A 25866-nucleotide genomic window follows, 5' to 3' on the forward strand; every position below is an offset into this window, starting at 1 on the left:
AGCTCGAACCAAGTTACGGGAGCGTTATCGGCTTCGAGTTTTTCCGGGTTTACGCTTGGTTCCCTTCTTCTTGCGCGCATTGGCTTTGGGCGTCTTGCTCTTCGTAGCGGATTTCGTCGCGCTTCCCTTGCGAGATCCTGCATTTTCGAACCATGCTGGTCGCGGATTCTCGAAGAACATCTGTCGGCGCAGTGATTTGAATCCGTCTTTCCAGAAATAACTCTCGCTCCAGCCATCTCCTTCGTCGAGGAAAATGCTCTTTGAGTCATTTCCTTTCGCAGCCAACTCATTCGCGACATCGCGGAAGTAAAAGTGACGGAAGAGTCGGTCGAACTCAGTCATATAGATGTCTGCTACCCGCGTATCGCCACGAATGAGGAGCATGTTCTCATCATTTTGAAGCAGAGAGTTCGACGAGAAATTTGCCGATCCTGAGCAGACGAGGGGATCGTCGGAGAGGGGATCGATGAGCAGAAATTTCGTATGGACAAAGAAGATGAAGCCCGAGTTCTTGCTGCGATAATGCTCCTCTTCCAGAAACCATCTCACGAGCTCGAAATCCTTGATCTTGTCCCGTGCAACGGGTTTGCCGTTCTTGAACCTGTACTGCTCCCCAAGCGGCACTCCATAAGAAAGAATCAAATGCGCACGGTCCTTTTGGAACTCCTCCGACTGCGTCTCTGTCGCGGGCTTCTCCATCAGCACGAAGCGGAGAAGCTTTCGTTTTGTGGCGAGCGCCGGGCTGATCTGCTTTGCGATACCGAAGGCGGCTGTGAACATCAGCGAGCTAGCCGAGTCCTCCACTCGATCCGAGTACCATTTGAGCAGATTAGCCTTAGCGCGGGGCGAGAAGACGGCAACGATGGACTCTTTGTCTATCAGCGCGGCTGGATCGGGGGTGAGCTTGAAAGCTCCAGCACGCGCGATTTCGAGGTCCGGATTCTTGCGGAGCAGCTCCCAGTAGGCGAGATACTCGGCAGCCGTGTCCGCATTGCGAACCCAATGTCCAACATTGCTCTGACCGAGAAATCCCGACGCTGTGAAATTCGTCGACCCTGTCCAGACTTCGACCGGATCGCCGTTGGCGTCGAGACGCACGATGAACTTGTTATGCGGTATTTTGGTCTTCGATCGCGGAAACAATACTTGTTTCCCCGCTCGTGTTCGCTTCGGCATGTCAGCCTCTTTGATGGCGGTTTCGTTAGCCGCCTGCTCCTTTCCTCCAGCCTTCGTCGTGTCGTGGTAGACTATTCGGACGTCAACCCCTCGCTCGATCGCGCGTTTTAGCGCCTGCAAAATCGGCGGGTACGTGAACTCATATGCGGCTACCCGGAGAGCATGCGTCTCAGGGGTATCGTCGATGTAACGCAGACATGCTCTGAGAAGGCCGCGTGACAGCCATTTAACTCGCGGATCTTCCGGGTCGTCGATGTTTTCGGGCGCCAAGTTGCCAAACTCCTCGGCGAATTTCTGGCTCGCTATTGCTCCCCGATTGAACCAGACGCCGTGCTCTCCAGCAGAAGGAAATTCCTTCTCGGTTGTGATTTCGAATGAGATAGGTGTTTCGGGGGCGAGTGCCCCGGGCGACCCGTACATTGGGTAGACCTCGAAGCGATAGCTCGTGCCAGGCTCGGCTCCGTAATCGCTCCAGATGAAGCTCTGAATGGGATGCTCGTTTGTGTAAAACCGTTTTGGTTGCGACGCGTCATCCGGATCGAGAGCGTTCTTGGGATCCGGCTCGAGCGACTGAAAGACTTTCGTAGAACGGAGCCATTTCGCGGACTGCCCGGAGCCCTTCTCCTCCCGCTTGAACGCGAACCCCCGAAGTCCGATGCGCCGTGGTTCAGGGCAGTCGATGGCAATGAGTATTGTGCGAATACCGGCAATGACCTTGATGCGGAAATCACCCGCCGACGATTCGATTCTCATGAGGCACCTCGCGACAAAACTGAGTTTGGGGTATAGGCGTCTTTCGTGTGTTAGGCGGCTGAGTATATAGGTCACCCCGCGAGGGGCAATGCCGTTTTTGTATCATCGAACTGCTGTTTTTGGATCAGGGCGGGGGCGATACAAAAACAGCAGTTGAACGATACAAAACCGGCATTTGTCGTTGGCCTCGGCGCCCTGGGGAATGCGGCAATCTGGGCGCTGGCACGCACGTCTGGCCTTACTGGAAACCTATTCTGTATTGATCCTGAAGTTGTGGAACTATCGAACCTCCAACGGTACATCCTTACTCGCGACAACTCAATCGGAACTACAAAAGCGTCGATGGCCGCAGCCGAGTTCGCTTTGTGCGCGCCACAGGACAAGAACTCAATTAGCGTTGAAGGGATTGATGCGACTTGGCAAGAGTTCGTCGACGCCCGTGGCAATTATCATTTTGATCGAGTCCTCCTCGCGCTCGACAGCGCCGAGGGTCGAATGGCTGTACAATCGTCGCTTCCCCGATGGGTAACAAACGGCTGGACACAAGCGGAAAACTTAGGTGTTACCCGGCACCCCAATTTCGAAACGAACGCATGCGTTACGTGTTTGTACATGCCCGCGGGCATTGTCAAAAGTCACGAACAACTTGTTGGTGAAGCGTTGCGCGCGCAGACAGATGAGGAGCGCTTAGAAATTAAACGTCTCCTACATTTAGGAACTCCAGTCGGTGAAACTTTCGTACGCCGAATCGCCTAAAAGTTTGGAGTTGGAGAGACTGATCTACTGCCTTTCGCCACTCGCGATCTCGAGAGTTTCTTCTTGCAAGCCGTCTGCGGCGGCGTCATTCTGAAACTGGGTGGTAGCGTCGGTCTGCCCAAATCCGTGATAGTACCGATGGCGTTTCAGTCAGCTTTGGCAGGGATTGTCTTGGCCGCGGAGGCCGTCTTGTCGGCACTCGGGAAAAGGCCGTCAGACTTTCCTGGGCGAACTGAGATTGATTTAAGGCGTGCGCCCGCAGGCCGGCTGAATTCTCCACTCGCAAAACATCCATCGGGCGGTTGCCTGTGTCAGGATCCGGCGTACCTGCGCGCCTATCGCGCGAAGTACCACTCCGACTCGCCTTGAGGTGAACCCATCAAAGCTTCGCGGCGGGTTAAGTCCGCCACTATTATCGAGCGGCTGACCGTCGTAAAGCCTTGGAGCTTCGGGGTGATGGACGGGGTCCAAAATAGCCTCGCATATCGAGGCCTCCGCGAAGACAGATCAAGCTATTTGGCTTTATCCTAAATCAGGCGTTGACTCGAAGGATTTTCCTGTCATCTCCGGATAGAGCTTCTGGGCGCGTTTGTTTGACATGAAGCTCGCAATTGCCGGCTTGGGTTTGTCAGATGGTACTTCGATCGCGGTGATCTGCTTCCTGGCGTATTCGGGTACCCGCTGCATATCGAGAATTGCATACCTCCGCGCGCTCTTTTTCTTGAGGACACCTTTCTTCACCAGGCTATCAAAGTCAATGGGCGTAGCGATGGCCTTCACTTCAACAGTCCAGTTCGACTCAACATGTGGGAACGCACCACGGCAGAACGGAGTTTGAGCGGCCTTCGCTACCTTGGTGGGCCGCCTCTTGATTGGCGTCTGATAGCCTTCGCATTTGCTCCCAGAGCGCCTGTTGCGGGTTAGACCGCCGGGCCGTGTTGCCGGGACTCTGAAGCGCTTAGTCCTTAGAATCGGAATCCAACGACACCAATGATCTCTCCATTGACGCCGTTAAACGGCGCGTGTCGATCAGCGCGATGGTGCCCTTCGACCCTAGTGAACACTCGACGAGTAATGGTCTTCTGCACGCCAACAATCCACATATTTGTCGCAGTGGTAAAGCTGCCGGAGTCGTCGTCGGAGTTGTCGAACCATAGGACGCCACCGCCCGCTCCGACGAAGACAACAGACATGAATGGCAGAGTTACGCGGGCAGCTGCTGTCAGAGTCGTAATGGGCGTCTTGAAATAGACGTCATTCGAGCCGCGGGCGAAGTAACTGGCCGGTGTTTCAAGAGGAGAGTGAAAGACGTCGATTTCAAGAGTGATGTAGCGGCCAAAGTCCCGTCCAATACCAAGACCGGCGTTTGCATACCGTTTCTGATCGGCAATCGGCGGCGTCTCGGCTTGTGAGCGCCTTCTCGAAATCTGGATCAGCCGTCGTCCTTGATGGTGGGCTGATATGGCCCTCACCAACTGGAATCCCCAGTAGCTGCGGTTGACCTGTTCTACCATTCGGCGGTCCGGACCGCGCTCAAAGCCGCGTGAGCACTCGAAAGAGAGTCGCCAAGTAGACTATCAACGCGACAGTTCGCAGCCACTCAGGTTGGCCCCACAAGGCCCAGACAAGGAGCAAGCCAACGATAGCCGCAGCGAGAACCATGATGAGCCAGATTACCGGCGGTGCCAGGCCCCCGAGCACTACCCAATTCGATCGCCTCTTGCCGAACAAGGGGAATTCTGGTTGTCGCACCTCGTCGTACACAACAAACCGAGCGATCGCATCCCAGTTTTCCTCCCTGACAGCGGTGCTATGATTGCCTCGTACAAACCGAATACGCACGTCTGCTCTTGATCGTGAAGCTAGCTTTTTAGCTTTGCCTTTGGTCATGATCGTTTACGAGTGCGACTGTCTTTTCGCAAACAGACGTCCGGTTTTCCCTGAGTAGTTTTTGCATCAAGCATGTGCTGGTTTTGTGTCAGAATCAGCGCCAATCGGGGTTAACATGTGCTCGCAAATTCGCGCGCGTGAAAATACTGAAAATGCGCTCGGCGAAACTCTCACCATGCTTTGCAGGTTTCGCTGATAAGTCTGCGCCCAGCCTTACCGTATCTTCGCCGTAATCGTAGGTAGCGCCAGTTTGGCGCATGACAATTCCGCGCGGAGGGTAGGTCAAATGACGTTCCCAAATGCAATCGGCAGCGACCAACGCCGCGACATCGCCGTCATGACCGGGATCAGAAGATATATCAGCCGACGACGACGACCCGCAATGCTGTTTGTGAACGAGGAGCATCATAATACGCAATATCGGGCTACCCGTCACGACCCTACTATGCAGGGCGATCTGCCCGACAAACATCGGCTCGGCATAGCGCGAGGGGCGCTGGTATTTGCAGCGATGTCAATCTTCCTGGGAGCTTGTGCGGATTCGCCCACTGCTCCATCAGACTCATTCTGGCACGCGTCAGCTTCGGTCTCGAGTGCGGCCCCTTCTGATGCAGTTCGCATCACACGCGCGATCGCTTACGCGATGCGCGACGCGTCAATACGGAAAGCCGTGCAAACGGCAATGCGCTCGTCGCTGGTCAACGAGCACAAGCTTGTGTTGCAAGATTACTTAAAGACACAGAAGGGCGCAAAACTTTTCTCTGCCACCGCGGCTGCATTAGACGTAACTCCGCAGACGCTCAACGACCTACTTGCAAACTTGCCCAACCTCGACTTCTATCTTCCCTTCAAAGCACATCGTCTTGCTTGGAAACCAACCTCTGACGTCTACGTCGCGACCACGTTTGACCCTGATGCCGCCACGCTTACAGCGTACGGCACCAATGGTCAAACAATACTCACGCGCGTTCGATCTCTCTTGGGATATCGAAACGTAGGTTTCACTGCCGGCCGTTGAACCAGCCTTTGCAACGTACCTGCGCCGACTCTTTCGGATGAGGAGAAGAATTCGTGTAACGTGGACAAACGCTGTCAGTCGTGGACAGAGCGTGTTATTTCAAGACTTCACAACGTTTGATCTAGCCTTTACTGCTCCTATAGGAGCGCCGAACAAGCGAACGCATGACGCCATCGGGGTCAGAACTGAGCCGCGAAGCAAGCTCGCCGGCGGGAATTCCGGCAAGCTGTAATGTCTGCCGCTCGAACGTCCGCCGCGACGCAAGCCCGCTGGCACGCGCAGCCGCAGTTAAAGAGCCGCCAGCCATGAGGACAGGGAAGCTTTTTAGCAGTCTCGCCAGGCCAAGGAACCAACTCGCGGACTGAAGCCCCTCGGCGCTCAGCCAACGATCGATCGACCTTCTGGTGGCGCCAGCGGTATCGGCCAGAGCTTTCGCACTTGTAATGGACGCCGAGCTGAAGATGGCAATCAGCGCCAACTCGAGCTCGAACGGTAAGCGCAACAGTTGCGTGCGCAGTGCATTTAGAAAAAGGACGCCAGTATCTACTGTGTGCAGATCGCCAATTGCGCGTTCCAGTCGAGCCTTCGTATCTCCGAAACCGCGGAGGACGACTTGAGAGACGCCGAGAGGCAGGAGCTCTAGGAGCAGCGAGACGGAGCGAGGACTTGGGTCAATGTAGGCGAGAATGGGAATGGGATCCTTCTGCAAGCAGCGTCTGAGATCGTCGTAGCCTGCGTCGAGACGATGGGTATCGAGAATTAGAGCATCGAACGACCGATCATGGAAAGCGTGGCAAAGATCCCTATAGTTGTTGAATGCCATGACCCGATCGTGTGGAATCGCTTCCCGAATCCGGTGCACCGAGCGTAAGGGGAGAAATGCAGCAAGGGGCATAACGGCTCCGCGGTGCTGACACATAACTGGTGCGACAAACCGAATCAGCTACTCTGACGCTGCCGGCAGCGATGCCGCCAAATGCGTCAAAGATCGAATTGGTGCTCATCATGTCACGTGATCAACGGCACGACAATGCCGGTTTTGTATCGGGAGAGTGCATGTTTTGTATCGGAGTCGAAGTGGTGGTTTCTTAATTGCCCCACGGGATCGTATATCGGCGTGCGAGGAGCTCTTAAGTCTTCGCATTCATAGGAGAAATTCCTCCGACCGTTCGCGGAAAAGGGGCTCGTCGGTCCCGAGCTCGGCTTTCCATCGCTGAGTTTCGCCAGCAACACGTCCGGCGAAATTCTTCGATCCGCTTTGCACGCTCTGCACGCGCTCTGCACGCGCTCTGCAGTCAGCGACGCAGACTCGTCCCACTCTACTTCTCCGATGCAGATCGCGCGGGACACGAGGCACGAATGGATGTGACACGAATTCGGCGTCGCTGCGCGAAGAATCGATGAGCCGTGGAATTCTCAACGCACTGGACGCACCATATAGCGGAGAGCCGATGCTCGTCATCGTCGGTGATTTGCTGACGTGCGGAGAACATCTGGCATACGTGGCGATCATCCGCTCGATATCACGCCTTCAATCGTTCTCGCCGGATGTCACACCGGGCGCTGCACGATCGGCCACGTTTCACTCCTTGACGCTACACCCACAGTCCTCCGCGGACTCGGCACCTCCGTTCCGCGAAGATATGACCCGTACTCACCGACGGGGACTATCAAATCGCCCTCGCGCATTTCAGGTAGCTAGAGTTAGTCCGCAGCCACGTCGCCGTTTGCGGCGGCACCGCGACATCTCATCGGCACCTGAGCATTGCGACCCGCATCGTCGCGCAATGATATAAAACCGACAGTCCGATGATACAAAAACGGACTTTACATACCGCCCGCTAAGGCTAACGTGAACTGGACGGACAGTTTCATTGAATGCCGTAACGACTCTCACGCTCTACGAAGGAGCGTCACAATGAACACCGCTATAGTGTCGTGGTCCGCAAAGTTCTTGTCTCGATTTCCGCAAATCGTTGCCGCAAACGTCTTGGTAGCTTGTATTGCCGGAGCAGCGTCAGCCCAACGCACGTATTACATCGACGAATCAACGGATTTCACAGGAAACGGCTGTCAAAACATCGACTTGAATGATGTCACCTCGAGCTTGCGAAATTCGCTGAACTCGAATGGCTGGTCAGGCCAGCGGTGGACAAATGTTAGCGCGTGGCCCCAGGACTATTACGAATCGACCATGTCGGGGTTGTCCGGTGTAGATAATCTCTATGGCGACAATGCACTGCTCACAGTTTACGCCGGACACGGTAACAGGGCGCTATTCCAGTTCGGCTTCATGCGCAACAACCGCTGCCTGGTCGTATTGGATGCGCAAGCACGGCTCGGCTTGCAAGGCGGTGCCCGCGGAGTCTACGCGATGCATGTGACGAGCTGCACTCTCAACCTGGGCTCGCTTAGCAGGAACTTTAACCACGAGGTTCGGCAGCAGTTCGGCTATCACAATTCGCCATCGGTGAAGGATGACCAGCCGCGCGACTTCTTCGAGGCGACGGAGGACAAGACGAACGCACAGGCGTGGATTGATGAAATGGAAGACCGTCCCGGCTGGTTTACCGGTGACAACTCACCGGTCGTGCTCACATTTGGCTTGGACTCGAACCACGCCGATTGGGTCCGCAACACCGCGAAACTACGAGGCGGTCGACTACTGTACACACCACCTAAGCCATGGGCTTGGTTCAACTGGATAATGTACGATCACGGCGACAATGGATGCTGAGCACACAGCAAGGCATCCTCCGGAGAGCACAATGAAACAATTACTTGTAGTCGCGTGCATAGGATCCGCCTTCATGTTTGGAGGAGCCTGTGTTTCATCGGCGCAGCAGGGGAAAGAAAGCCCCGACCGCTTCGGTAGCTTCGAGATGAGATGGCAGACCTCCACACCTGCGTCAGTTGCAGCTCGAGCGCAGGCGGTAGCTGAAGTAATGAAGGGCAGACGCCTGCCGCGGCGAGCGATGGTCGTGGCTGATACAGCTCATCTCAGTGCCGCGCGGCGCATGCGCATCAACGTGCCCGACGCTCCGGAGCTCGATATTGTCTACCTGCCCGAATATGACGAACTACGAATTGTCGATATCGAGTTGAGCGCCGCCTCGGCTCCGAGCTCCGAGATTTCACAGGCCGAAGCGTTGAAGCTCGCGAAGAAATTCTTCGACGAGCTGGCCGCCCGCAAAATCGTCGATCCCCAGCAGTTCGCCTGGAGCAACGCCGATGTCGCATCAACCTGGATCGGCGGAGGCTCGAGACAGAGCAAAACAATAGAGAAGCGGCGTGTGGAGTATCGTATCACACTTCGCCGACAGCTAAATGGGATCGAGGTGGCAAACTCCGGCATACGGATTGGTGTGCATGTAAGCGGCCGGATTTCAGCTGTGCGCCTTGGCGGAGTTTCGGTGGCGACGCAGCCAAGCGGAATCAGTTCCCGCCGAGTGACAGTCAACGAGATCATGGGCCGCTTCGAGCGGGAGGTAGTGCCGAAGGGCGCCAAGTCGAAGATCGCTTGGTCGCGAGTAATGTACGTAATGCCGGAAACGAAACGCTCTGCACTGGTCGGGCCGTTGTACGTGATCTCGTACTCGCTGGAATTTCCGAGTGACGATCGAAACACGGTTGTCAGCCGACGTAAGACCGTGGGATTCTCTCTCGTTGATGTAAAGGCTGCGCCAATTGACTTGACACCCGAGGTGCGCCCGCCGACGATCGAAAAGACACGTAAGTAGGGCACTATCTGACTCGACCAAACGCTCGGCTCCGCAGACTGGATACCGCCATCCAGGATTTCCGTCGCGAACTTACTGATCGTGAGATGCTGCCCGGCGCCCAACAACAACGCGACGCCGCGTTGAAAATGCTGGATGATGCTGAGCCATTCCAAAAAAGCAGGAAACCTCGAGAACGGCTGGGCGATCGTTCACGGGTCGCAGCGAGTCGCTGTTCTGAGTTACACCGACGACGATCTCAACGCACTGGCGACATCGTTGAGATATGAATGCGAAGATAAACTGCGCGGATGGCGCCGTAGCGCAGCGTCAGAGCACCTTGGTATACCTGGATCAACGCCGCGGCGCGGAGATGTCCAGCAGGCAATGAAATCGATCCACGAGCACTCAGACAACACATCCACAAGCTGGAACTCGTCCACGAGCAGCTGCGTCTTCTTTTTCCAAGTCTTCTCCTCGCATTGTTGTTACTTGCCGGCATAGTGATCTATGGCAAATACGACCTCGGCGAGCTCCAGCCCCCTGACCTGTGGATGGTCATGCTACTCGGCGCACTCGGTGGCGCGCTCAGCGCTGTGCGTAGCACTTCGGGCGGCTCGGACAGGAAGATCCCCGAGAGTCGCTTCGCTGCGCCAATCACTTTCCTTCGGCCGATCATTGGAGCATCCGCTGCTATCGGAGTCGCGTTGCTACTGCAGGCGGGCGTCGGAAAGCTGGGTGACGGGTCGAAGATCGCACTGCTCGCGGCTGCGTTCGCGGCCGGCTTCAGTGAAAAATGGTTCCTTTCACTGATCGAGCAAGTGACTAGCGGAGAGAAGGAGAAGGCAGTAGCATCGAGTGGATCAGGGAGTTGCTTCCACGCGTTGCGTAGAGAAGGGCGCGAGTGTCCTCGAAGCTCAATCGATTGAGCGCTTCCATCGGCTTCATGCGCGACGAGTACGTGCTGGACGCGCAGGACATCCGTTTGGTGATTTTGCTTGGCGGTGACGAGAAGCATACGACGCGCGTCGGGCGAGCGATCGGCCGGATTGGCTCGCTCGAGTTCAAGTTTGGAGACCTATGACGCCAGCCTCCTCGCGAGCCTCGCGAAGTGCCGCGGCTTCGGACCGTCTCACCGTCTTCGATGTGTCCTTTCGGGAAAATCCGGTGTCGTCGAGCTCAGCCAAACTCGGCGTCGGTTCTCGACGCTCGCGACAGCCGTCGCCACGCACAACGATTGCGCCTGCCTCTTCAATTATGGGCATTGCGAGACCGTCGCGAGTTTGCTGTTAGATCACAACACTTACCCGATCATGGCGGAGCGCCATCTTGCACCCATTTGATAATGATTTGAAGTTCCGCCGCAGACAGTGGACCACCAGGCGGCATTCTAACTCCTGAGCCACCAGCGGCGACCTGCGTGCCGTTGAGCTTGTGAATCAAATAACTCTGCGCTGTGTTACCAGGAGTAACCCGGTTCATGCTGCCAAGCTCGGTTGCCAGACGATTTACCAGATTGCCATACGCGACGCCGGCAGACATGTCCAAACCGGCTTTCGGAGAGGCGCCCGCATGACATCCCGAGAAAGCACAGTTCGAGCTTAGTATCGGCTGAACATCTGGCCCGAAGGTCACCACGCCTGGGGGAGAAGGTGGCGTGCCAACGAACGTCACGCAGTCGTTCCCGTAACCGCCTGTCACCTGCGCATCACCGAAGGCCTTGAGCTGCCCGGGCTGGTGCGGATTCAAACTTTGCCAAAACCGATTGTACGTCGCCAACGCGTGAGGCATTACTCGCTGAGTACATACGCGCGACGGGACTGAACCCCCGAGACCAGTGAAGGCGCTCGCCGAAGCAAACCGAAGATCGAGTCCGAACGGCGCCACAGCTGGCTCGGGGCGACTTGCATGGCACATTCGGCAGGACGCCGCCACAACATTGGTGTACATCGCCTGCTGACCAGCGTTCGCTTGCCACCCGCTCACAACGTAGTTCTCCGATTGAACGGTCGCTGCGCCCGTGTACATGTTGTTGATCATGTCAGTGATTGCCGCGCCGGGACTCGTCCCGAGTACATGAGTTTGATTCAGCGCCTTGAACGCAGCTTGCTGATTCGCTTTGTCGTAAGGCGTAGCTCCATTCACGACCACACCGTCAACGATGCGAAGCGCTCGCAAATCGAACGGAATGAAGACTGATCCCATTTTTACTGATGCTTTGTTGTTGAACGTCGGTACTCCCTGTGCAAAGCCCGATGGATACTCTCCACCGTGACAGACCATGCACAGTTGCGGTACGGGCCGGGCACCTCTGCCATCGAGATCGGCCTTCGTCACCAGCGCGCCGGCAGGTTGATTGTACACGTAGAACTTTACGACACGGTCGTGGTCGTTCGGATCGAATTCGTTTGCATCGCCTGATGGGTTTTCGATTCTCGAGTACTCCATCGCCACTGTTGCAAACGCATTCGTCCGATTCGCAGTGTTGATGAAATCCGCGTCATCATCCGCGTTCGAGCCATTCGCCTGTCCGTAGTTCGTGACGTAGCAAGCGATGTCTTCCGCCAAACCATCTGAAGCAGGCGTCCGCTTGCAATGCATCTCGCGTCCGAATGCGAGATCAACGGCGTTGACATACGTTGCGCTGTCATGATTCCCCGGCTGGAATCCATGCTTCGAGAGGAACGCCGCGTAAGTGCTCCGCAAGCCACGGGGATCTATCTGCTGGTAGTAATTCGCGGACGCCGTTTCGAACTGCGCTTCGAGAGCCGGATTGGAAATCGCCAACTCCGTGAGGTTTGCTGCCTCGAAGCTGTAGAGACCATGGAGGAATGCGTCGACACCGGGCACCGGTTGGGTGGCGTCGAAGAGCACGACTGACCCTTGGCAAGCGCCATAGTTGGGCGCCGGTTGATTCGGACTCGTCGGATTCTGCGGGCCGCCGGTGTTGACGACGAACGTTCCGTACAGCTTCGTGTTCGGCGGCGGGTCAGTCGAGTAAACCGCCATCGTCACGTCGGTGTTCGTCGGAAGATTATAGAAGGCGTGAAAGTTCGGCGCGGTGTTCGCGACGAGCCGGCTGAAGAAACGCGGCGCAGCAGTACCCAGCGGTACGGTGATCTCGATGTTGTACTGAGCTGGAAGTGGCGTGAGTCCGGCGCCGGGATCGCCGCTGAAAATACGAATGCATGCCTGGTTGGTCTTCACCAGATCGGAATTGAAATCGGACAGGTGCTTTATCGTGCCGACGTAGTTATTGCCCGAGCGAGTCAGCGTTCCATCCGGCAGCCACACACCATTCTTTTCATCATACGTCAGCAGTGGAATCGTACTCGGCTTCGGATCACTTGACGCAAGCTGGACCGGATCGATTGGAAGCGTCAGAGTAGCCGTCGCGCCCGACTTGAGATTGTATGTCGTGCCGCCTTGAGTTATCTGGATGTGACCGGCTCCATAACTCTCCATCACTTTTGTCGAGCCGGCATCCAGAACAGTGTAGTCGCCCGGCATGTCGAACGGTGTTCTCAGATCGGTTGTATAGAGTGTCACGTTGACCGGGCCGGATGGTGCGTTGCCATTCGCATCCGCCAGCGAATTAGCCGGTATCTGCAGTCGCATTCCCGGGCCGCACGGCGTTCTCGGGTTTTCGCGATTACGAACCGGCTCGCGATCCTTGCGTGCCTGAATCACGTAACCGTTTTCATCTTCGCGCACGGGACGCAACGCCACGCTTCCGGAGTCGAATCGGATCCGAGTGAGAATGGTGCCGCAGCGCTGGAACTTTCGACCGTCGGTTACGTCGATCGGTTGAGTTGGATCGACAGTTTGAACCGTGCCTTTGGTTAGAGTCCAGGCACCGCCCTCGACCGCATCCTGATAAATCTGGGAAAGCAGCTTATATCCCGGCTTTCTGACGTTGAAAACGTACCGGCTGCTCTCGTGCACTCTCACCTGGAAGTAGCCGGACGCACTGGTTGTCGTCCTCACTCCATTGACTTCGACTTCCGCGCCTTGAAGCGCAGGGACATTCGATTCGTTTACGTGACCCGAGAATGCCACGCCGTTCCCCGCCGTGGAAACGAGAGTGTACTGCCGCGCGTAGCCTCCGCGTCCATCCGCTGCAACGACATCAACGCGGAAAAGCCCCGGCTGATTCGGAAGTGTCCATGACACGTTCGCCCCAGTCTTCGCGCTGAGCGTTCCACCTCCTTGGAGCACTCGCCAATTGTATGACACCGGATCTCCATCGGCGTCGCCTGCCGATGCTGAGAGCGCAATGGTGGCTCCCGGTGCGGCGGTGCGGACCCGGGCGCCGCCGATCGAAGCGAGGACGTTTGTGAATCGGGGCAGGTAGTTGATGAAAGTCAGATTGACTTGGTGAATGCCCGAGGATGCCAAGAATTCCGGCACCATCGTTCGCTCTACTCGCGCGCCTTCAACCCGAGCGTCCAATCGAAGCATACGATTCGTTGGAACGCGGGGGAGAACGTAGTCGCCATAATTGTTTACGTACGCACTGTCGAGCGTGGCCCCATTGAGGTCGACCAGATAGACCCGGGCGTAAGAGTTCACGCCGATCATTGGGACGAAGGTGCGCAGGTTACCACCGCGCATATTTACGGAACCATACACGGCGGTGCTTTGACCCTTCGGCTCGACGGAAACGGAGATCCAACCCAGGGTCACCGGAAGAGTCGTAACCGGAACGTACCGGGAGAAACAGCCGGTGACGAATCCGGTTTTGCTCCAGCAAATTCGATAGACGCCGGGTCGAACGCCCCAGAAAGTGAATCGTCCGCTCAAATCAGTGATCAATCGGTCGACGGTTTTTCCGGTGGCAGAGTCGATCAAGGCCACCGGTATCCCCGGTAGGAAGATCACAGGACTCTTGGATGTGGAAGTCACCGCTGCTGCGAGCTCGGTCGTCCGTCCCGTTCCCAGGATCAGAGACCCTCGCACATTCGGGGTGACGTGAGGGCCACCAGTTGTGGGAAAGGCTGGCGTTGATTTGGTCTTGTCACACCCAATCGCAACGGCGAGGAACAGAACTGAGAAACCAATTGCAACCGCGTGACTGAGTTTGCCCGGAGATCTTTGCAACGATCGAGTCTGATTGCCCATACATCCTCCCGTGTTCTAATGCGCGCGTCTGAATCTCGGGCAATCCGCGCTTGGCTGTAATGCGGTTTTTATATCACTCAACTGTGGTTTTTATATCACGTTCAGATCAGGCCGGTCTCCGGACACGCAAGCCGTCCGTCACGAATCAATCGGGAAACCACCAGACGGTAAGACAGTTGGCACGACCTAAACTCGACGTGGAAAAAACCGATTCGCCGTCATGACCACACATGCTTATTGTCGATGGGAGTCCCATGGGCCGACTGACACCGCCGTGAGCTGCACTGTTTCTACGTCCACTGTACGCATTCAGCGATATCACATCACTCAACCATGAGCTGACAACTGGGGCAACGTGTCCGAGGCTGCTACCGTAGGGGCCACCCGCGGCATCGTTGATATACATGATTGTCCGGTAGCCGACGACGTTGCGTACACCGCCGAAAATATTCCACCAGGTATCTGGCCAGGTGGGTGTATCGTCAGGTGCGGGAACGACCTCGCAGGAATGAATGATCCAATCGGCGAGTTTGCCATTGGCTGACGGACCGTAGCCGGGGCTCGGAATATCGCCGTTGATATTCACCAGATCACAACAGTTCATAAGCGTGCTGTACAGCCACCAATCGCCATGAACTTCGATCAAAGCCAAATTCATCGCATTGATGAATGAGTTTTTTTGAGTGGTGAACAATCGCGGCTCAGCCCAGTAGTATTGCGAGTTTGTAAACAGCGATCGGGTCCACGAAGACGCGAGTGAATTCCAGAACGCATTAGCATTGTTCACCCAACCGGCGTCATCATTACGCACAACGTACCGACCGACTATTGGATCGTTCTCGGGTGGACGCGGCTGCGTCACACGGTTTGATGCAGCCGTCGCCGGATTTGGACCGTCAACTTTGTCGAGTGACGGCAGTGCTTCTATCGCCCTGGCAAAAGGGATGTACCCGATGACGAAGTCATCACTGGTTCGCGCCTCAGCATTGGGCGTGATGTGATGGATCCGGGCGGTGAACCGAAAGACAGGTTGCAAGTAAGCTTTGTTGCCGTCGTAATACGCAAGCTCGATTCGATCGACGACTATGTCGGAGTTTCTCAATGCGGGTCTGAGCTGACGCGCGATCTCAGCGCGGACTTCAGTCGGGCTGAGCGACTTCCGCACCCTCTCGACAATGTTGGCTGTTTTCCAGACTCGACTAAGTCCTTCGACAGATCCGCCATTGCCTATTGTCAGTAACGCTCGCGACCCCGGCCCATCGACCGGGAAGTTTCCGACATAGCGACGAGCGGAGACATAGACGGCGTACTGCGCCTTCTTGTCGGTTCTGGTGGAAGTACGCGGCACTCGAAGCAGAGTCGCACCGTTGAGCGTTTGCGGTTTGTCGACGATCGAGCGTGTATCGTCGTGGGGGAACATCTGGGGCGACGCGAAAATGTCGCGGGCAACGGAGGTCAACCGTTCCACATCGGCCGGCGAGATTGGCTTCAGCTTGGAGAGCGTTGGGTAGATCGCTGCCTCGCCGCTGCGCATATCAGCCCACGCCTTGACCGTCTCGCGCTCGACTACGCCGACAACTCCCGCAGGAATGCGGATATTGTTTCTGCGGAAAAAAGGTGTCTCGCCAAGCGCCGCAAGCTTCTGGCTGCCACCCGCAACTAAAACCCTGTTGATCAAATCAACCGGTGCGGCCTGCGCTCTCAGCCGCAGGAGTGGCAGTTCCGCGGGTGCGTCTGGTACCTCAGCTGCAAATCTGAGTGATCCTGCGACCTGAGGTTCGATGACCAAACTTGCAGCAGCAAGTATGGCAAGATGAAAAGGTCGGTAACTCATCTGATGCCTCCCAATGTTTCGTCGACAAACTTCTCGCGCGTATGAATCTCAGGCGCTCGGCACTGGCTGCAATGCCGTTTCTATATCACTCAACTGTCGTTTTTATATCAGCCGACTCCAGTTTGCAGCGAAGTATCGGAGTGATATAAAAACAGCACTTCGGTGATATAAAACCGACATTGTGCGCCCCTTTCGCCGCTCTATCCTTTGCTATCGTCGCGCATTCGTCGGTGACGGAGAGTTTCAAGCGCCGCCGATTCTCACTCCCAGTGCTGGAGATACCATGAGAGCTCGCCTCGCGTTTCCTCAGCTCTCTCTCGTCGCCACTGTCTTAACCTGCTCATTCGTGTTAGCGGTATCGGCCAGCGCTCAGCTCGCCGTCGTCGGACAAACGAACGGGCCACGAGTCACTGTTGTTGACGTGTCCAATCCTGCTACGCCGGTCGTGCGAGGAACGGTCACTACAACCCTTGTTGGAGTTTCGTCAATCGCTGTCGACGCGACTGGTAGCCGAGTTGTCGCTGGTGAGCTCAATGGTTGTCGCATTGCGCTCATCAGCATTCAGAATCCTGATGCACCAGTACAAACTGGCACCGTCTGCACAACGTTTGCGGGAGTGTCCTCGGTAGCAGTGAGCGGGACACGCACGATCGTCGGACAACAGAGTGGCCCCGGCGTAGAGTTGTACGACATCTCGGGCGCGGCACCGGTCAAAATTGGTGTGAATTTGAACACCGTATTGGTTGGGATCAGCTCACTAGCTGCGAGCGGAGGATGTGCAATCGCAGGCGAGCTTAATCAAAATCGTGTAGTCGGAATAAACATCGCCGGCGCGGGTCCTGTCATCGCAGGATCTGCAGTCAATACGACGCTTGTGGGCGTGTCGTCAGTTGGTCTTTCCGGAGCGCGAGCCATCGCCGGTCAACAGAACGGCCCACGCGTTCAAGCATTGACTACGAGCGCTTGCGCGCTCACGCTCGGCGGAAGTTTGAATCTTTCCGGAATCGTTGGCGTAGCGGCGGTGTCTCTGAGTGGGACCCGCGCAATCGTTGGCGAGCTCAACGGTCCTGATGTCGCGATTGTGGACATTATAAACACTGCCGCGCCGGCGCAGATCGGTCTGGCGATCGGTACGGGGTTCGCCGGCGTTTCGTCGGTCGCAGCTAATGGCAACATCGGTGTCGCGGGCCAGCAGTTCGGACCTGGAGTGCGCGCCATCACCGGCATCACCGGTGCTACGCCAACTGCGGCGGGCAGTGTGCTGACGACATTGGTTGGTGTTTCCAGCATCGCGCTCACTTCTTTCTCGCCTCCTGCCGTTGTTTTCAGCGCCACGTTTGCGTTCCCGACCGTGCAGCGTGTCGGCACAGCCTCATCTCCACAAGCGTTGACCATTACAAACACGGGTGGATCGCAGCTGCAGTTAACGAACATCACTAGCTCGAGCGCACGCTTTGCTCCCCAGGTTACAAGCTTGAACGTAGCAGCCATGAGCACGGGAACGCTCAACGTCACCTTCACGCCAAACGCAGAGGGCACAGTCACCGGGACACTTACTGCTCAGACCAACGATCCGGCGAGGCCATCGATCACGATTACGCTCTCGGGAACTGGCGGACTCCCACATCTTCAGGTGGCTTCGAGTCTCTCCTTGCCGAGCGCCGCAGCAAATTGTCAAAGCACAACGAATACGCTCCAGATTTCGAACACTGGTGCGCTGCCCTTAGTGGTTAGCTCAGTCAGCCTGCCCGCGGGCCCATTCACACGAACGCCGGCGAGCCTCACAGTTCTCGCGAATAGCAACGGCTCCGTACAAGTGACATTCACTCCCACTACTGTCGGACCCGCGAGCGCTACGATGACGCTGGCGACCGACGATCCCGCAAACGTGAGTAAGACCATCAGCCTTAGTGGAACTGGTGCATCAGCCCCGCCTCCTTCCGTTGTTGTGAACCCAACGTCACTGAACTTCGGCGCGACACAAGTCAACTTCTTCATCGGAAAGCGAATCACGCTTACCAACAATGGAACGTGCTCACCGCTGAACGTCACGCTCACTTCATCGAGCGCAGTATTCCCGATAACGTCCGACCCGAACCCTTCGACAACGCCTCCATCGACTACCGCCACGAGCACGCTCGCTCCGGGAGCCAGTCAGTCATTCGTAGTTGTTTTTGCGCCGACGAGCGCAGCCCCCGCGAACGGAACTCTCGCCGTTTCTAGCAACGACCCCGCGAATCCGAACGTCTCAGTTCCTCTTTCCGGCACCGGTGTCCTCGCGGCTGCTTCATCTCTCAGCATGATTCTCGACCGCTCAGGAAGCATGGCTGATCCAGTTGGCGGCGGCACTAAGATGGATGCGCTCAAGGCGGCCAGTAAACTTTTCACTGACCTCATCATGGATGGCCAAGGCGACCGACTCGGCACGGTCGAGTTCGACGACGTCGTCACTCCGCTAACGCCTATTGCGAATGTTGACGCCACTCAGAAAGCGTCTGTAAAGACAACTATCGACGGTCTGTTTCCGCGGGGAGGGACGTCTATCGGCGGAGGTCTGCAAGCCGGTCTAGCGCAGCTGACGGGTTCGACGACAACGCGACAGGTGCTGATGGTCTTCACCGACGGGGTCGAAAACGTGATACCCATGATCGCGACTGTGAAGCCGGCCATACCCGCAACGACTGAAGTTTATTCGGTTGGATTCGGAGACCCATCTCAGATTTCTGCCGCAGCGCTCACTGACTTGGCAATTTCGTCGGGGGGTCGATACTTCAACCCGCAGGATCCACTTCTGCTGCGAAAGGATTTTGTTCAAGTCCTGAGCGACGCATTTCGGCAGAACATGGCGTTTGATCCGATCTACACGATGCTCGCCGGGTCGACGAGAGATATCCCGGTGCCGCTCTGCACTTGCGATCGACGAGTCAGCTTCATCGTATACTGGCAGAACCCAAGGTCACAGCTCTCCGTCGATGTCGTTGCACCGAACGGCATGGTTTACACTTCCGCCGCACCGCTGACAAACCGGCTCGTGCGTTACGTCTCTCAACCGGGCTATCGATTCTATCAGATTGCATTTCCGCCGGTCGACCTCGCGCCGGGCGCGGTGATTGGCCCGCCCCGCGCGGGAACGTGGATAGTGCGCGTTCGAGGTGACGGACTCGTCGGCGCATCCGAACGCATATCGGTGAGCGTGGTTGTAGAGAGCGACTTGATGCTCAAAGTTGCGATCGATCAAGCGCGAATCGGTAAGCCAGTTCGATTCACGGCCCGTCTCACAGAGGGAGCGAATCAAGTTCTAGGCGCGCATGTAACGGCCCAGGTGCGGAGCCCGCAGCGAAGCATCGGTGGACTGCTTGCCGATCTCGCGCCCGCGTTGAGAGCGGCAACCGCGCGCAGGCCACAAAGTCGCGACACTGTTCTAGACCGCTCCCTCATCATCCGTGAATTGCTCCGCCGACGGGGCAATTCCTTCAAGCCACTTGTTCCAACGACTGTCAGATCGTACCGGCTTTACGATGATGGTCAACATGGCGATGGAGGAGCGGGTGACGGTTTGTATGGATTTGTATTACCGGCGCTCGCGATAGAGGGAGGTTATACAGTGGAGTACAAGGCGACAGCTGCAGTGTGTGACGGAATGCCGTTACGCGAAGGAACGTTGTCCTTCTACGCTGCACTCCCCGTTGATTCTTCCCGTACAAAAGTTCAAGTCGTTACCAGGCCCGTGCCAGGCGCGGTCACTGTGTCTGTCACTCCTCGCGCATTAGACGGAGCACTCCTGGGGCCAGGACTCGCGACGATGATTCACGCCACTGTGGCGATTGATGGCAGGGATGTATCACGGGTGACGCGGGTGAGAGATAACCTGAACGGCTCTTACTCGATCGACGTTGTCAACGTTCAACCGGGTTCGGTGCTGCATCTCGATATCGATAAAACGAGATTCGTTGTTCCCCTTGGACGCAGCAATCGAACGGGAAAAAGTCAATCCTCCCCGGTAGCGTCGCCCTCCCAATTCAATGTCGGCCAATGACAGAAAATACCGATAGCCCACCAGTCGACGGGGCGACAAAACCGCAACGGAACACCGGCCATCCGGTGTGGGACGTCTATGATCTTTATCGTACTGCTCGTCTGAACGTGAAGTACTACAGTTGCCGTGTTAGTACGCTCCAACGCCAGAATTTCTGGATCGAGTTCGTTTTAGCCGCGACGGCGGCTGGCTCCGCCATTGCTGGACTGACTTTCTGGAGCGCCGGCGTAGGAAGAATTATCTGGCAGATGCTGATGATAATCGCAGCCGTGTTGGCGGTGGCGAAACCGCTTCTCAAGTTGACCGATCGTATTCAGACACTCGCGGAGCTAGTGGGCAAATACCGAGCAGTCGAGTATGACTTGAAAAAGATTGAAGTTGCTATCCGTCAGCGGCGAAAGTTCGAACCAGACTTGCGGGAGATGTTCGTTGCTACACTCGACCGAATGGCGGAGATAGCGAAAGAAAAGAACGGGGAGTTTCGCGTTCGAGAAAAACTTCGTAAGAAATGCCGGCTCGAGGTGGAGAAGGAGTTGCCAGCAAGCCGATTCTTCATTCCAGAGGAGAGTGTCTAATGAACGGGCAAAAGGACCGAGACGAAGAAACTCCAGAACCATTGCCAAGGCGCTCTCCTGAGCCGGATTCCGATCCCGAGTCCGATCCCGAGTTCTACCCCGATGAGGACGTGCCCGAGCCAGGACGAGGGGATGTTTTGCCGGCTCAGGTCGATCCCGATAAGGATTGGGATCGCGGGTAGAGCGCAAAAGTCTTAGGAACTCCGCCTCCGTCAGTCGACCATATCGTAACGGCGTCCACGCGGCGGAAGAAGGATTGACCTTCTCAAACACCCATACTCAGTCACATGCATGATACAAAAACAGCAGTTGGATGATATAAAACCAGCATAGCACGCACCTCGAGAGCAGCCATCTTCTCCAATGAAACGTCGACCCACTTCACGGAGAAGACCATGACCGACCGCGAATCGATGCAGGCTCTGGTGTTTCAATCCGTCAGCCCTTGTCGCAGCGATACTCACCTTCTTCGTAACCGCCGGCGCTTCGGGGCTCTACTTTGTTCTGTTTCTTCCACTGCTCCTGGGCTGCGCTGTAATTCTGGTCGCGTCATCGTCTGTATCCAGATGGATTTACGAACGAGAGTCGAAGTTCGATCGCGTTGAAAGTTGGGCCGACCCGCGCGTTGTCGCGGACAAAGGCATGAGGCGTAGCAAAGTAAAACCGCCTTCAACGCTGGAGGTTGTGTGGCTGAAGAAAGGCTCGTCATCTGGCATGGTATTCCAACCGGATCGCTTCTCAGCATCCTAGTAATGCCTGAGGTGGCTACGATCGAAGGAAAAGGCTTCTTCAAACCAGCATCGGGAAGCAAAACTCCACTTCGTCTAGGAGTTGCGGAACTCGTTGATAATCCCCTCAAGGTCCCCATACGGCAAGGCGACCAATTCTTTCTGCTGATCGAGATGACGTACCTGTCGCCAGGGGATACGAGCGTGGTGGTCGAAGCATCGATCGTAGATGCTGATGGGCGACCCGTCTCGAATGCGGACGGAAATCCAGTCACGCCGTTCCGTTGCGAGTATAGGGGTAGCCTGGGTGGCGCAAACGCCACGGATGAAGTCCAATTCAACGTTCGAGGCGCGCCATGAGCCGCACGTATGCTCGATGGAGTCTGGTCCTCTGCATCAATTTTCTTGCGACATCGCCTGCGCAAGCGCAGCTCAACCAGACGTGCCCCGGAACGATGACGATCGGAGATTGTCTGAAACGCCTGATGGGCGAAGGTGCGGTCAAAGACGAGACTGCGAAGGCGGCCACCGGTGCTGATCTCCAGTCGGGCACCTTAAGCTCAGCAATTCGCGATTTCCTGCCACGCGTAGCGGGCGCCGTGGTACGCCCAGGTGTGGAGGAAGATCGCACAGGTCTCGCCCTCCGTTTCAATCAGCGCATTGCCTCAGCGACTGCTCAGGCCGGTGTCGAGTTCAACGCCCCCGCGATTTACGCACCCCTGCTTGACTCAGTTCCCGAAGCGAGTCGTGATGCCACGAAGGAGCGCCTTGAGAAATCGCTCAAGGATCAGGATGACGTCAGCGCGACAGTGGCCCTAAACTGGGAGAGCCAGCGCTTGGGGCGAACCTTCGCGCCTCACCGCGCGGAAGTCTCTCGATTGGTAGCGTCGATAGCGCAAGCTGGCGGAGTGGATGACATCCTTGCGCTCGGATCGATGACTGAGCTGGATGTTAGTGGCAAGCTGCTGCCAGTTCGACGCTCTGAGCAAGTTTGCAAAGATGCTAATGCTGCCCGTGTGCAACTTGGCTGCTACCTGCCGGCATTTGCGGATAGCGTGCGGAATGCACTTCGAGCCGAAGCGGAAGGTCTACTCGCGAGACGTCAGTTGCGCCGAGCCGCAATGGCGGATGCCGGCCTTGATGCTATCAGTGCGTTATTGAACAATCAGCCACAGCTAAACGTGTCCGCCTCGTATCGTTATCGCGATGACCTCGTCGGTCCGCGCGAAGTCAAAGCGTCGTTTCGTTATGAGGGAAGTTCCCGTAATCTCAATTGGCTGCGTGGTGAATGCCGGCAACTGACGAGCGAGTGCTTCACGCCACTTGTCAACGATGAAGGAACGCGTGACGCTATCGCGCGTGCGGCCAGATACTGGTTCGAGGGAAGCTTTGTCTATCGTCCGGCGCACGACATTTCGTTGCCGGCGAACCTCGTCGCTATCGCTGAGGAGCGCTCGAGCGAAGCAAACTTCGGACTGGGGTATGGTCAGTATTTCGGCAAGCTGGCCGAAGGTATGAACCGACCTCGCATCGACCTCGACGCTTCTTACCGACATCAGATAACAGGAGACCTTCGCACAAATCGCGCAATCGCCAAGATTGCATACACTCAGCCATTTGCAGACGCGGTTTCAGGAATTTTCGGCGTGACTTGGGCGAACAAGCCGGAATATCTAGGCGAGGTCCAAAGGGCCGTCTCCGCCACGCTCGGGCTGACGTATAAACTCGCCAAGGCGGATAACGAGAAATGACTCTCGACGTTACTTCCACGCTTTTGGAACCAGCTTCGGACCGGGCGCCTGACCCGATCAGCAACGTGGGAGCTCACCCAGTGGAAGTAGCACCTCTGAGCCCACCGCAAGACACGGGATTGAGCCAATGGCAGGACCGTTTGCGTCCTTTTATGCAAGGAACGTTGGGTTTGCTTAGTGCGATCTTCATTATTGCGCTCTTCTGGCAAATGCACACAGTCCAAGAACGCGTACTCGCAGGCTCTCAACTGAAATTAGACTCGACCGTGCTGGCTGGAATCGACTGCACTTTACTTGGTCAGTCGGCCTTCTCATGCGCTCGATGGCGCACGGTCGCTGCCTTAGAAGCCAGTGTTATGGAGCGTCGCTACCATCAAGCTACAGCGGCTTTGCTCGCTCGTCTGTGGTTCAAGGCACTTGGCTTTACCACAGGGATGATTCTCTGCCTCGTTGGGGCAGCATTCATACTTGGGAAAATTAGTGACACCACGCCGGCTCAACTACAAGGCGAGGCCCCGTCAGCGAAGTTTCTTCTGACTACCACGTCGCCAGGAATCATTCTCGCCACGCTCGGCGTGCTGCTTATGGTGGTCACGATTACCTCCAACCCTCCTACAGAAGTGAACGACGGCGCGGCATACAGCATTTACGACCGAGGGGTTGTTCCCCAAGATACCGGCTCGTCGCCAACACTCGCGACGCTGCGGCCGACCTACATCCCCGGTTTCACTGACACTGCCGCTAGTCCATCGGGAAGACCGTGACCACGCTGAAAGTTCCGACATCCTAGTGTTTCTTGTTTCCGATTGTGGGAGGTATCGTGCGAAATAACCTTCGACTGCTCCTTTCAACGCTGGTGGCGGTGTTAACCTGGGTCTCTTTCGATTCGGCCGGAGCGCAGACACCGTCCGCTGCGGTCTTCGCTGCCTATAATGCGGACCGCTTCGATGAAGCAATGCGTCTCCTAGAGAGCTTTAGAAACGCGCACGGGCCAACCGTCAGTGGAGATTTTCTCCTCGGGTCGTCGCTCTGTCGAATGCGCAACGCACAGCAAGCTCAGATATCAAGAGGAATAGATCTCCTGCAGTGGATGGTATCGGAGTGGTCGGTGCGTGACGGCTACAAAATTACGCGGAGGGATCGGGACGCTGTACAGAAAGAGATCAGCTTTTGTGAAAGCCGTTTACCGCCAATCAATACGACCTCGGCTGGGAGCTTGGGCTCAGGACGCCTGATTGTCTCAACGGCCCCCGGCAACGGAGCGCCCGGCATTCGATTCCGTCCCGTCGACCCGTCAATGCTGCTACAAGCAAGCGACCTATCGCGAACCTTGGATTTGCTCAAAAAGTCCGACGAGCTTAACAAGACACTGGAAAGGCTTCGCGAAGGGAGTAGGGATCCCTTGGCGCTTCCTAAGCAATAAACCGTATCGGCCGGCGCCATGGTTACGCCGGATTTTCTCACGACTCGGAGAATCGGCAATGCCACCAAGAGCACGTAGCGCATCATTAGCTGCCGGCCGAGGTATTTGCCGCAGGAGCACTGGATTCGCGCGGCACGCCATGCGGTCGCAATCAATCCGTTGAATCACTCCCCAGGGGAACGGATGGGGGCGGCAATGCCGGGATTCATTGACGGGCCAATGCGAATTGCAGTCAGAACGAAACGATACTGGGGGCCCGCGGGCGTCCATCTAACCGTTGCCTTTCTCGACAATCCCCCGACGGCACTTCGCAAGAAAATCCTCTTGCACATGAACGCCTGGAACAAGATGGCTAACATAAGTTTTCGCTGTCGAACACGGATCCGGTCGTCCGTATCGCGCGCATCGAGAACGATCCGCAAAACGACGGCTATTGGTCTTATCTCGGGACGGAGATCAAGGAGATAGAACCCGATCAGCCAACGATGAATCTCGGACAATTCACGCTCAAGACACCGGACTCCGAATTTTATCGCGTCGTTCGACATGAAACCGGCCACACGATGGGGTTTGAGCACGAGCATATGCGGCGGGAGCTCGTCCAACTGATCGACGTCCAGAAGGCGATCGCTTTTTACCGCGAAGATCAGCACTGGAGTGAGCAGGAAGTGCGCGATCAGGTTTTGACTCCGATCGAAGAGAGGTCCATCCGCGGAACCCTGCACGCCGACCCAAACTCGATCATGTGCTATCAAATCGACGGCTCGATCACGAAAAATGGCAAACCGATCGTGGGCGGACCGGACATCGATAAGCTCGACTACGAATTCGCAGGCCTGATCTATCCCAAAGCTGTGCTCGCGCACGGCGGTAAGACGAAGAAAAAGTCAAAAAAGAAGAAGACTCGTAGGAAGGCGTAGACCGGGAGGTACACATGCCGAAACAGATACAGACTGACGTTGCTATTGTCAGCCTCAACGGTTTACGCGTTGGCTCGCCTCCAAGACCGAAGGCGCGAACTGGAACGCGACTCCGCTCCGCGACACCGGTTGCCTCGGCGCCGAATATCGGGGACGCACTCACCAA

20 protein-coding genes are annotated in these 25866 nt (G+C 56.4%); 13 read left to right on the plus strand and 7 right to left on the minus strand.

Annotated features, from left to right (window positions below; all coding sequences use genetic code 11):
* Positions 1–24: 24 nt before the first annotated feature.
* Positions 25–1929 carry a phospholipase D-like domain-containing protein gene (locus tag VES88_12305; GenBank protein ID HYN82278.1) on the minus strand — a complete coding sequence of 635 codons (1905 nt, stop codon included), beginning with the start codon at positions 1927–1929 and terminating at the stop codon, positions 25–27.
* A gap of 153 nt (positions 1930–2082) precedes the next feature.
* On the opposite strand from VES88_12305, the gene VES88_12310 reads away from it, so the two are divergent.
* On the plus strand, positions 2083–2685 hold the full coding sequence (locus VES88_12310; GenBank protein ID HYN82279.1) for a ThiF family adenylyltransferase: 603 nt from the start codon (positions 2083–2085) through the stop codon (positions 2683–2685).
* A 522-nt stretch (positions 2686–3207) separates the two neighbouring features.
* Here VES88_12310 and VES88_12315 read toward each other — a convergent pair.
* The 3 genes from VES88_12315 to VES88_12325 all read right to left on the minus strand — a co-directional run bounded on the left by VES88_12315 (position 3208) and on the right by VES88_12325 (position 4386).
* A complete protein-coding gene (locus VES88_12315; protein HYN82280.1) occupies positions 3208–3465 on the minus strand; it encodes a hypothetical protein in 258 nt (85 codons plus the stop codon).
* 185 nt (positions 3466–3650) lie between these two features.
* Positions 3651–4199, minus strand: coding sequence for a hypothetical protein (locus tag VES88_12320; protein HYN82281.1), 549 nt, complete (start codon positions 4197–4199; stop codon positions 3651–3653).
* A 19-nt stretch (positions 4200–4218) separates the two neighbouring features.
* Entirely contained in the window at positions 4219–4386 is a 168-nt protein-coding gene (locus VES88_12325) for a hypothetical protein (GenBank protein HYN82282.1), read from the minus strand.
* Positions 4387–4861: 475 nt separating this feature from the next.
* On the opposite strand from VES88_12325, the gene VES88_12330 reads away from it, so the two are divergent.
* Positions 4862–5593 (plus strand): hypothetical protein, encoded by a 732-nt coding sequence (locus VES88_12330; protein ID HYN82283.1) that lies wholly within the window; start codon positions 4862–4864, stop codon positions 5591–5593.
* A 121-nt stretch (positions 5594–5714) separates the two neighbouring features.
* Here the strand turns inward: VES88_12330 and VES88_12335 are convergent, their stop codons facing one another.
* Positions 5715–6488 carry a hypothetical protein gene (locus VES88_12335; GenBank protein ID HYN82284.1) on the minus strand — a complete coding sequence of 258 codons (774 nt, stop codon included), beginning with the start codon at positions 6486–6488 and terminating at the stop codon, positions 5715–5717.
* A gap of 1023 nt (positions 6489–7511) precedes the next feature.
* Here VES88_12335 and VES88_12340 point away from each other — a divergent pair.
* The 4 genes from VES88_12340 (at position 7512) to VES88_12355 (ending at position 10396) form a co-directional block, all read left to right on the plus strand.
* A complete protein-coding gene (locus VES88_12340; protein ID HYN82285.1) occupies positions 7512–8330 on the plus strand; it encodes a DUF6345 domain-containing protein in 819 nt (272 codons plus the stop codon).
* Between the two features lie 31 nt (positions 8331–8361).
* Positions 8362–9333 (plus strand): hypothetical protein, encoded by a 972-nt coding sequence (locus VES88_12345; GenBank protein ID HYN82286.1) that lies wholly within the window; start codon positions 8362–8364, stop codon positions 9331–9333.
* 482 nt (positions 9334–9815) lie between these two features.
* Positions 9816–10241, plus strand: a complete 426-nt coding sequence (locus tag VES88_12350) for a hypothetical protein (protein ID HYN82287.1) — start codon at positions 9816–9818, stop codon at positions 10239–10241.
* Positions 10238–10396: a hypothetical protein gene (locus VES88_12355; protein HYN82288.1), complete on the plus strand. Its 159-nt coding sequence runs from the start codon at positions 10238–10240 to the stop codon at positions 10394–10396. The genes VES88_12350 and VES88_12355 overlap by 4 nt, the downstream gene beginning before the upstream one ends.
* 227 nt (positions 10397–10623) lie before the next feature.
* Here the strand turns inward: VES88_12355 and VES88_12360 are convergent, their stop codons facing one another.
* Both VES88_12360 and VES88_12365 read right to left on the minus strand, forming a co-directional pair.
* A complete protein-coding gene (locus tag VES88_12360) occupies positions 10624–14169 on the minus strand; it encodes a PKD domain-containing protein (GenBank protein ID HYN82289.1) in 3546 nt (1181 codons plus the stop codon).
* A gap of 409 nt (positions 14170–14578) precedes the next feature.
* Entirely contained in the window at positions 14579–16111 is a 1533-nt protein-coding gene (locus tag VES88_12365) for a DUF6345 domain-containing protein (protein HYN82290.1), read from the minus strand.
* A gap of 439 nt (positions 16112–16550) precedes the next feature.
* On the opposite strand from VES88_12365, the gene VES88_12370 reads away from it, so the two are divergent.
* The 7 genes from VES88_12370 to VES88_12400 all read left to right on the plus strand — a co-directional run bounded on the left by VES88_12370 (position 16551) and on the right by VES88_12400 (position 25700).
* The gene (locus VES88_12370; GenBank protein HYN82291.1) at positions 16551–20303 is read left to right on the plus strand and encodes a choice-of-anchor D domain-containing protein; all 3753 of its coding nucleotides are present in this window, start codon (positions 16551–16553) and stop codon (positions 20301–20303) included.
* Entirely contained in the window at positions 20300–20878 is a 579-nt protein-coding gene (locus tag VES88_12375; GenBank protein ID HYN82292.1) for a hypothetical protein, read from the plus strand. Before VES88_12370 ends, VES88_12375 begins: the two co-directional genes overlap by 4 nt.
* Complete coding sequence (locus tag VES88_12380) at positions 20878–21060, plus strand: hypothetical protein (protein ID HYN82293.1); 183 nt, start codon at positions 20878–20880, stop codon at positions 21058–21060. Before VES88_12375 ends, VES88_12380 begins: the two co-directional genes overlap by 1 nt.
* A gap of 504 nt (positions 21061–21564) precedes the next feature.
* On the plus strand, positions 21565–21966 hold the full coding sequence (locus VES88_12385; GenBank protein HYN82294.1) for a hypothetical protein: 402 nt from the start codon (positions 21565–21567) through the stop codon (positions 21964–21966).
* 575 nt (positions 21967–22541) lie between these two features.
* On the plus strand, positions 22542–23357 hold the full coding sequence (locus tag VES88_12390) for a hypothetical protein (GenBank protein ID HYN82295.1): 816 nt from the start codon (positions 22542–22544) through the stop codon (positions 23355–23357).
* On the plus strand, positions 23354–24121 hold the full coding sequence (locus VES88_12395; protein HYN82296.1) for a hypothetical protein: 768 nt from the start codon (positions 23354–23356) through the stop codon (positions 24119–24121). Before VES88_12390 ends, VES88_12395 begins: the two co-directional genes overlap by 4 nt.
* Before the next feature lie 1144 nt (positions 24122–25265).
* Complete coding sequence (locus VES88_12400; protein HYN82297.1) at positions 25266–25700, plus strand: hypothetical protein; 435 nt, start codon at positions 25266–25268, stop codon at positions 25698–25700.
* The last annotated feature ends 166 nt before the right edge of the window (positions 25701–25866 follow it).

Source organism: Gemmatimonadaceae bacterium, assembly GCA_035633115.1.
In the GTDB taxonomy this organism is placed as follows: Bacteria; Gemmatimonadota; Gemmatimonadetes; order Gemmatimonadales; family Gemmatimonadaceae; genus UBA4720.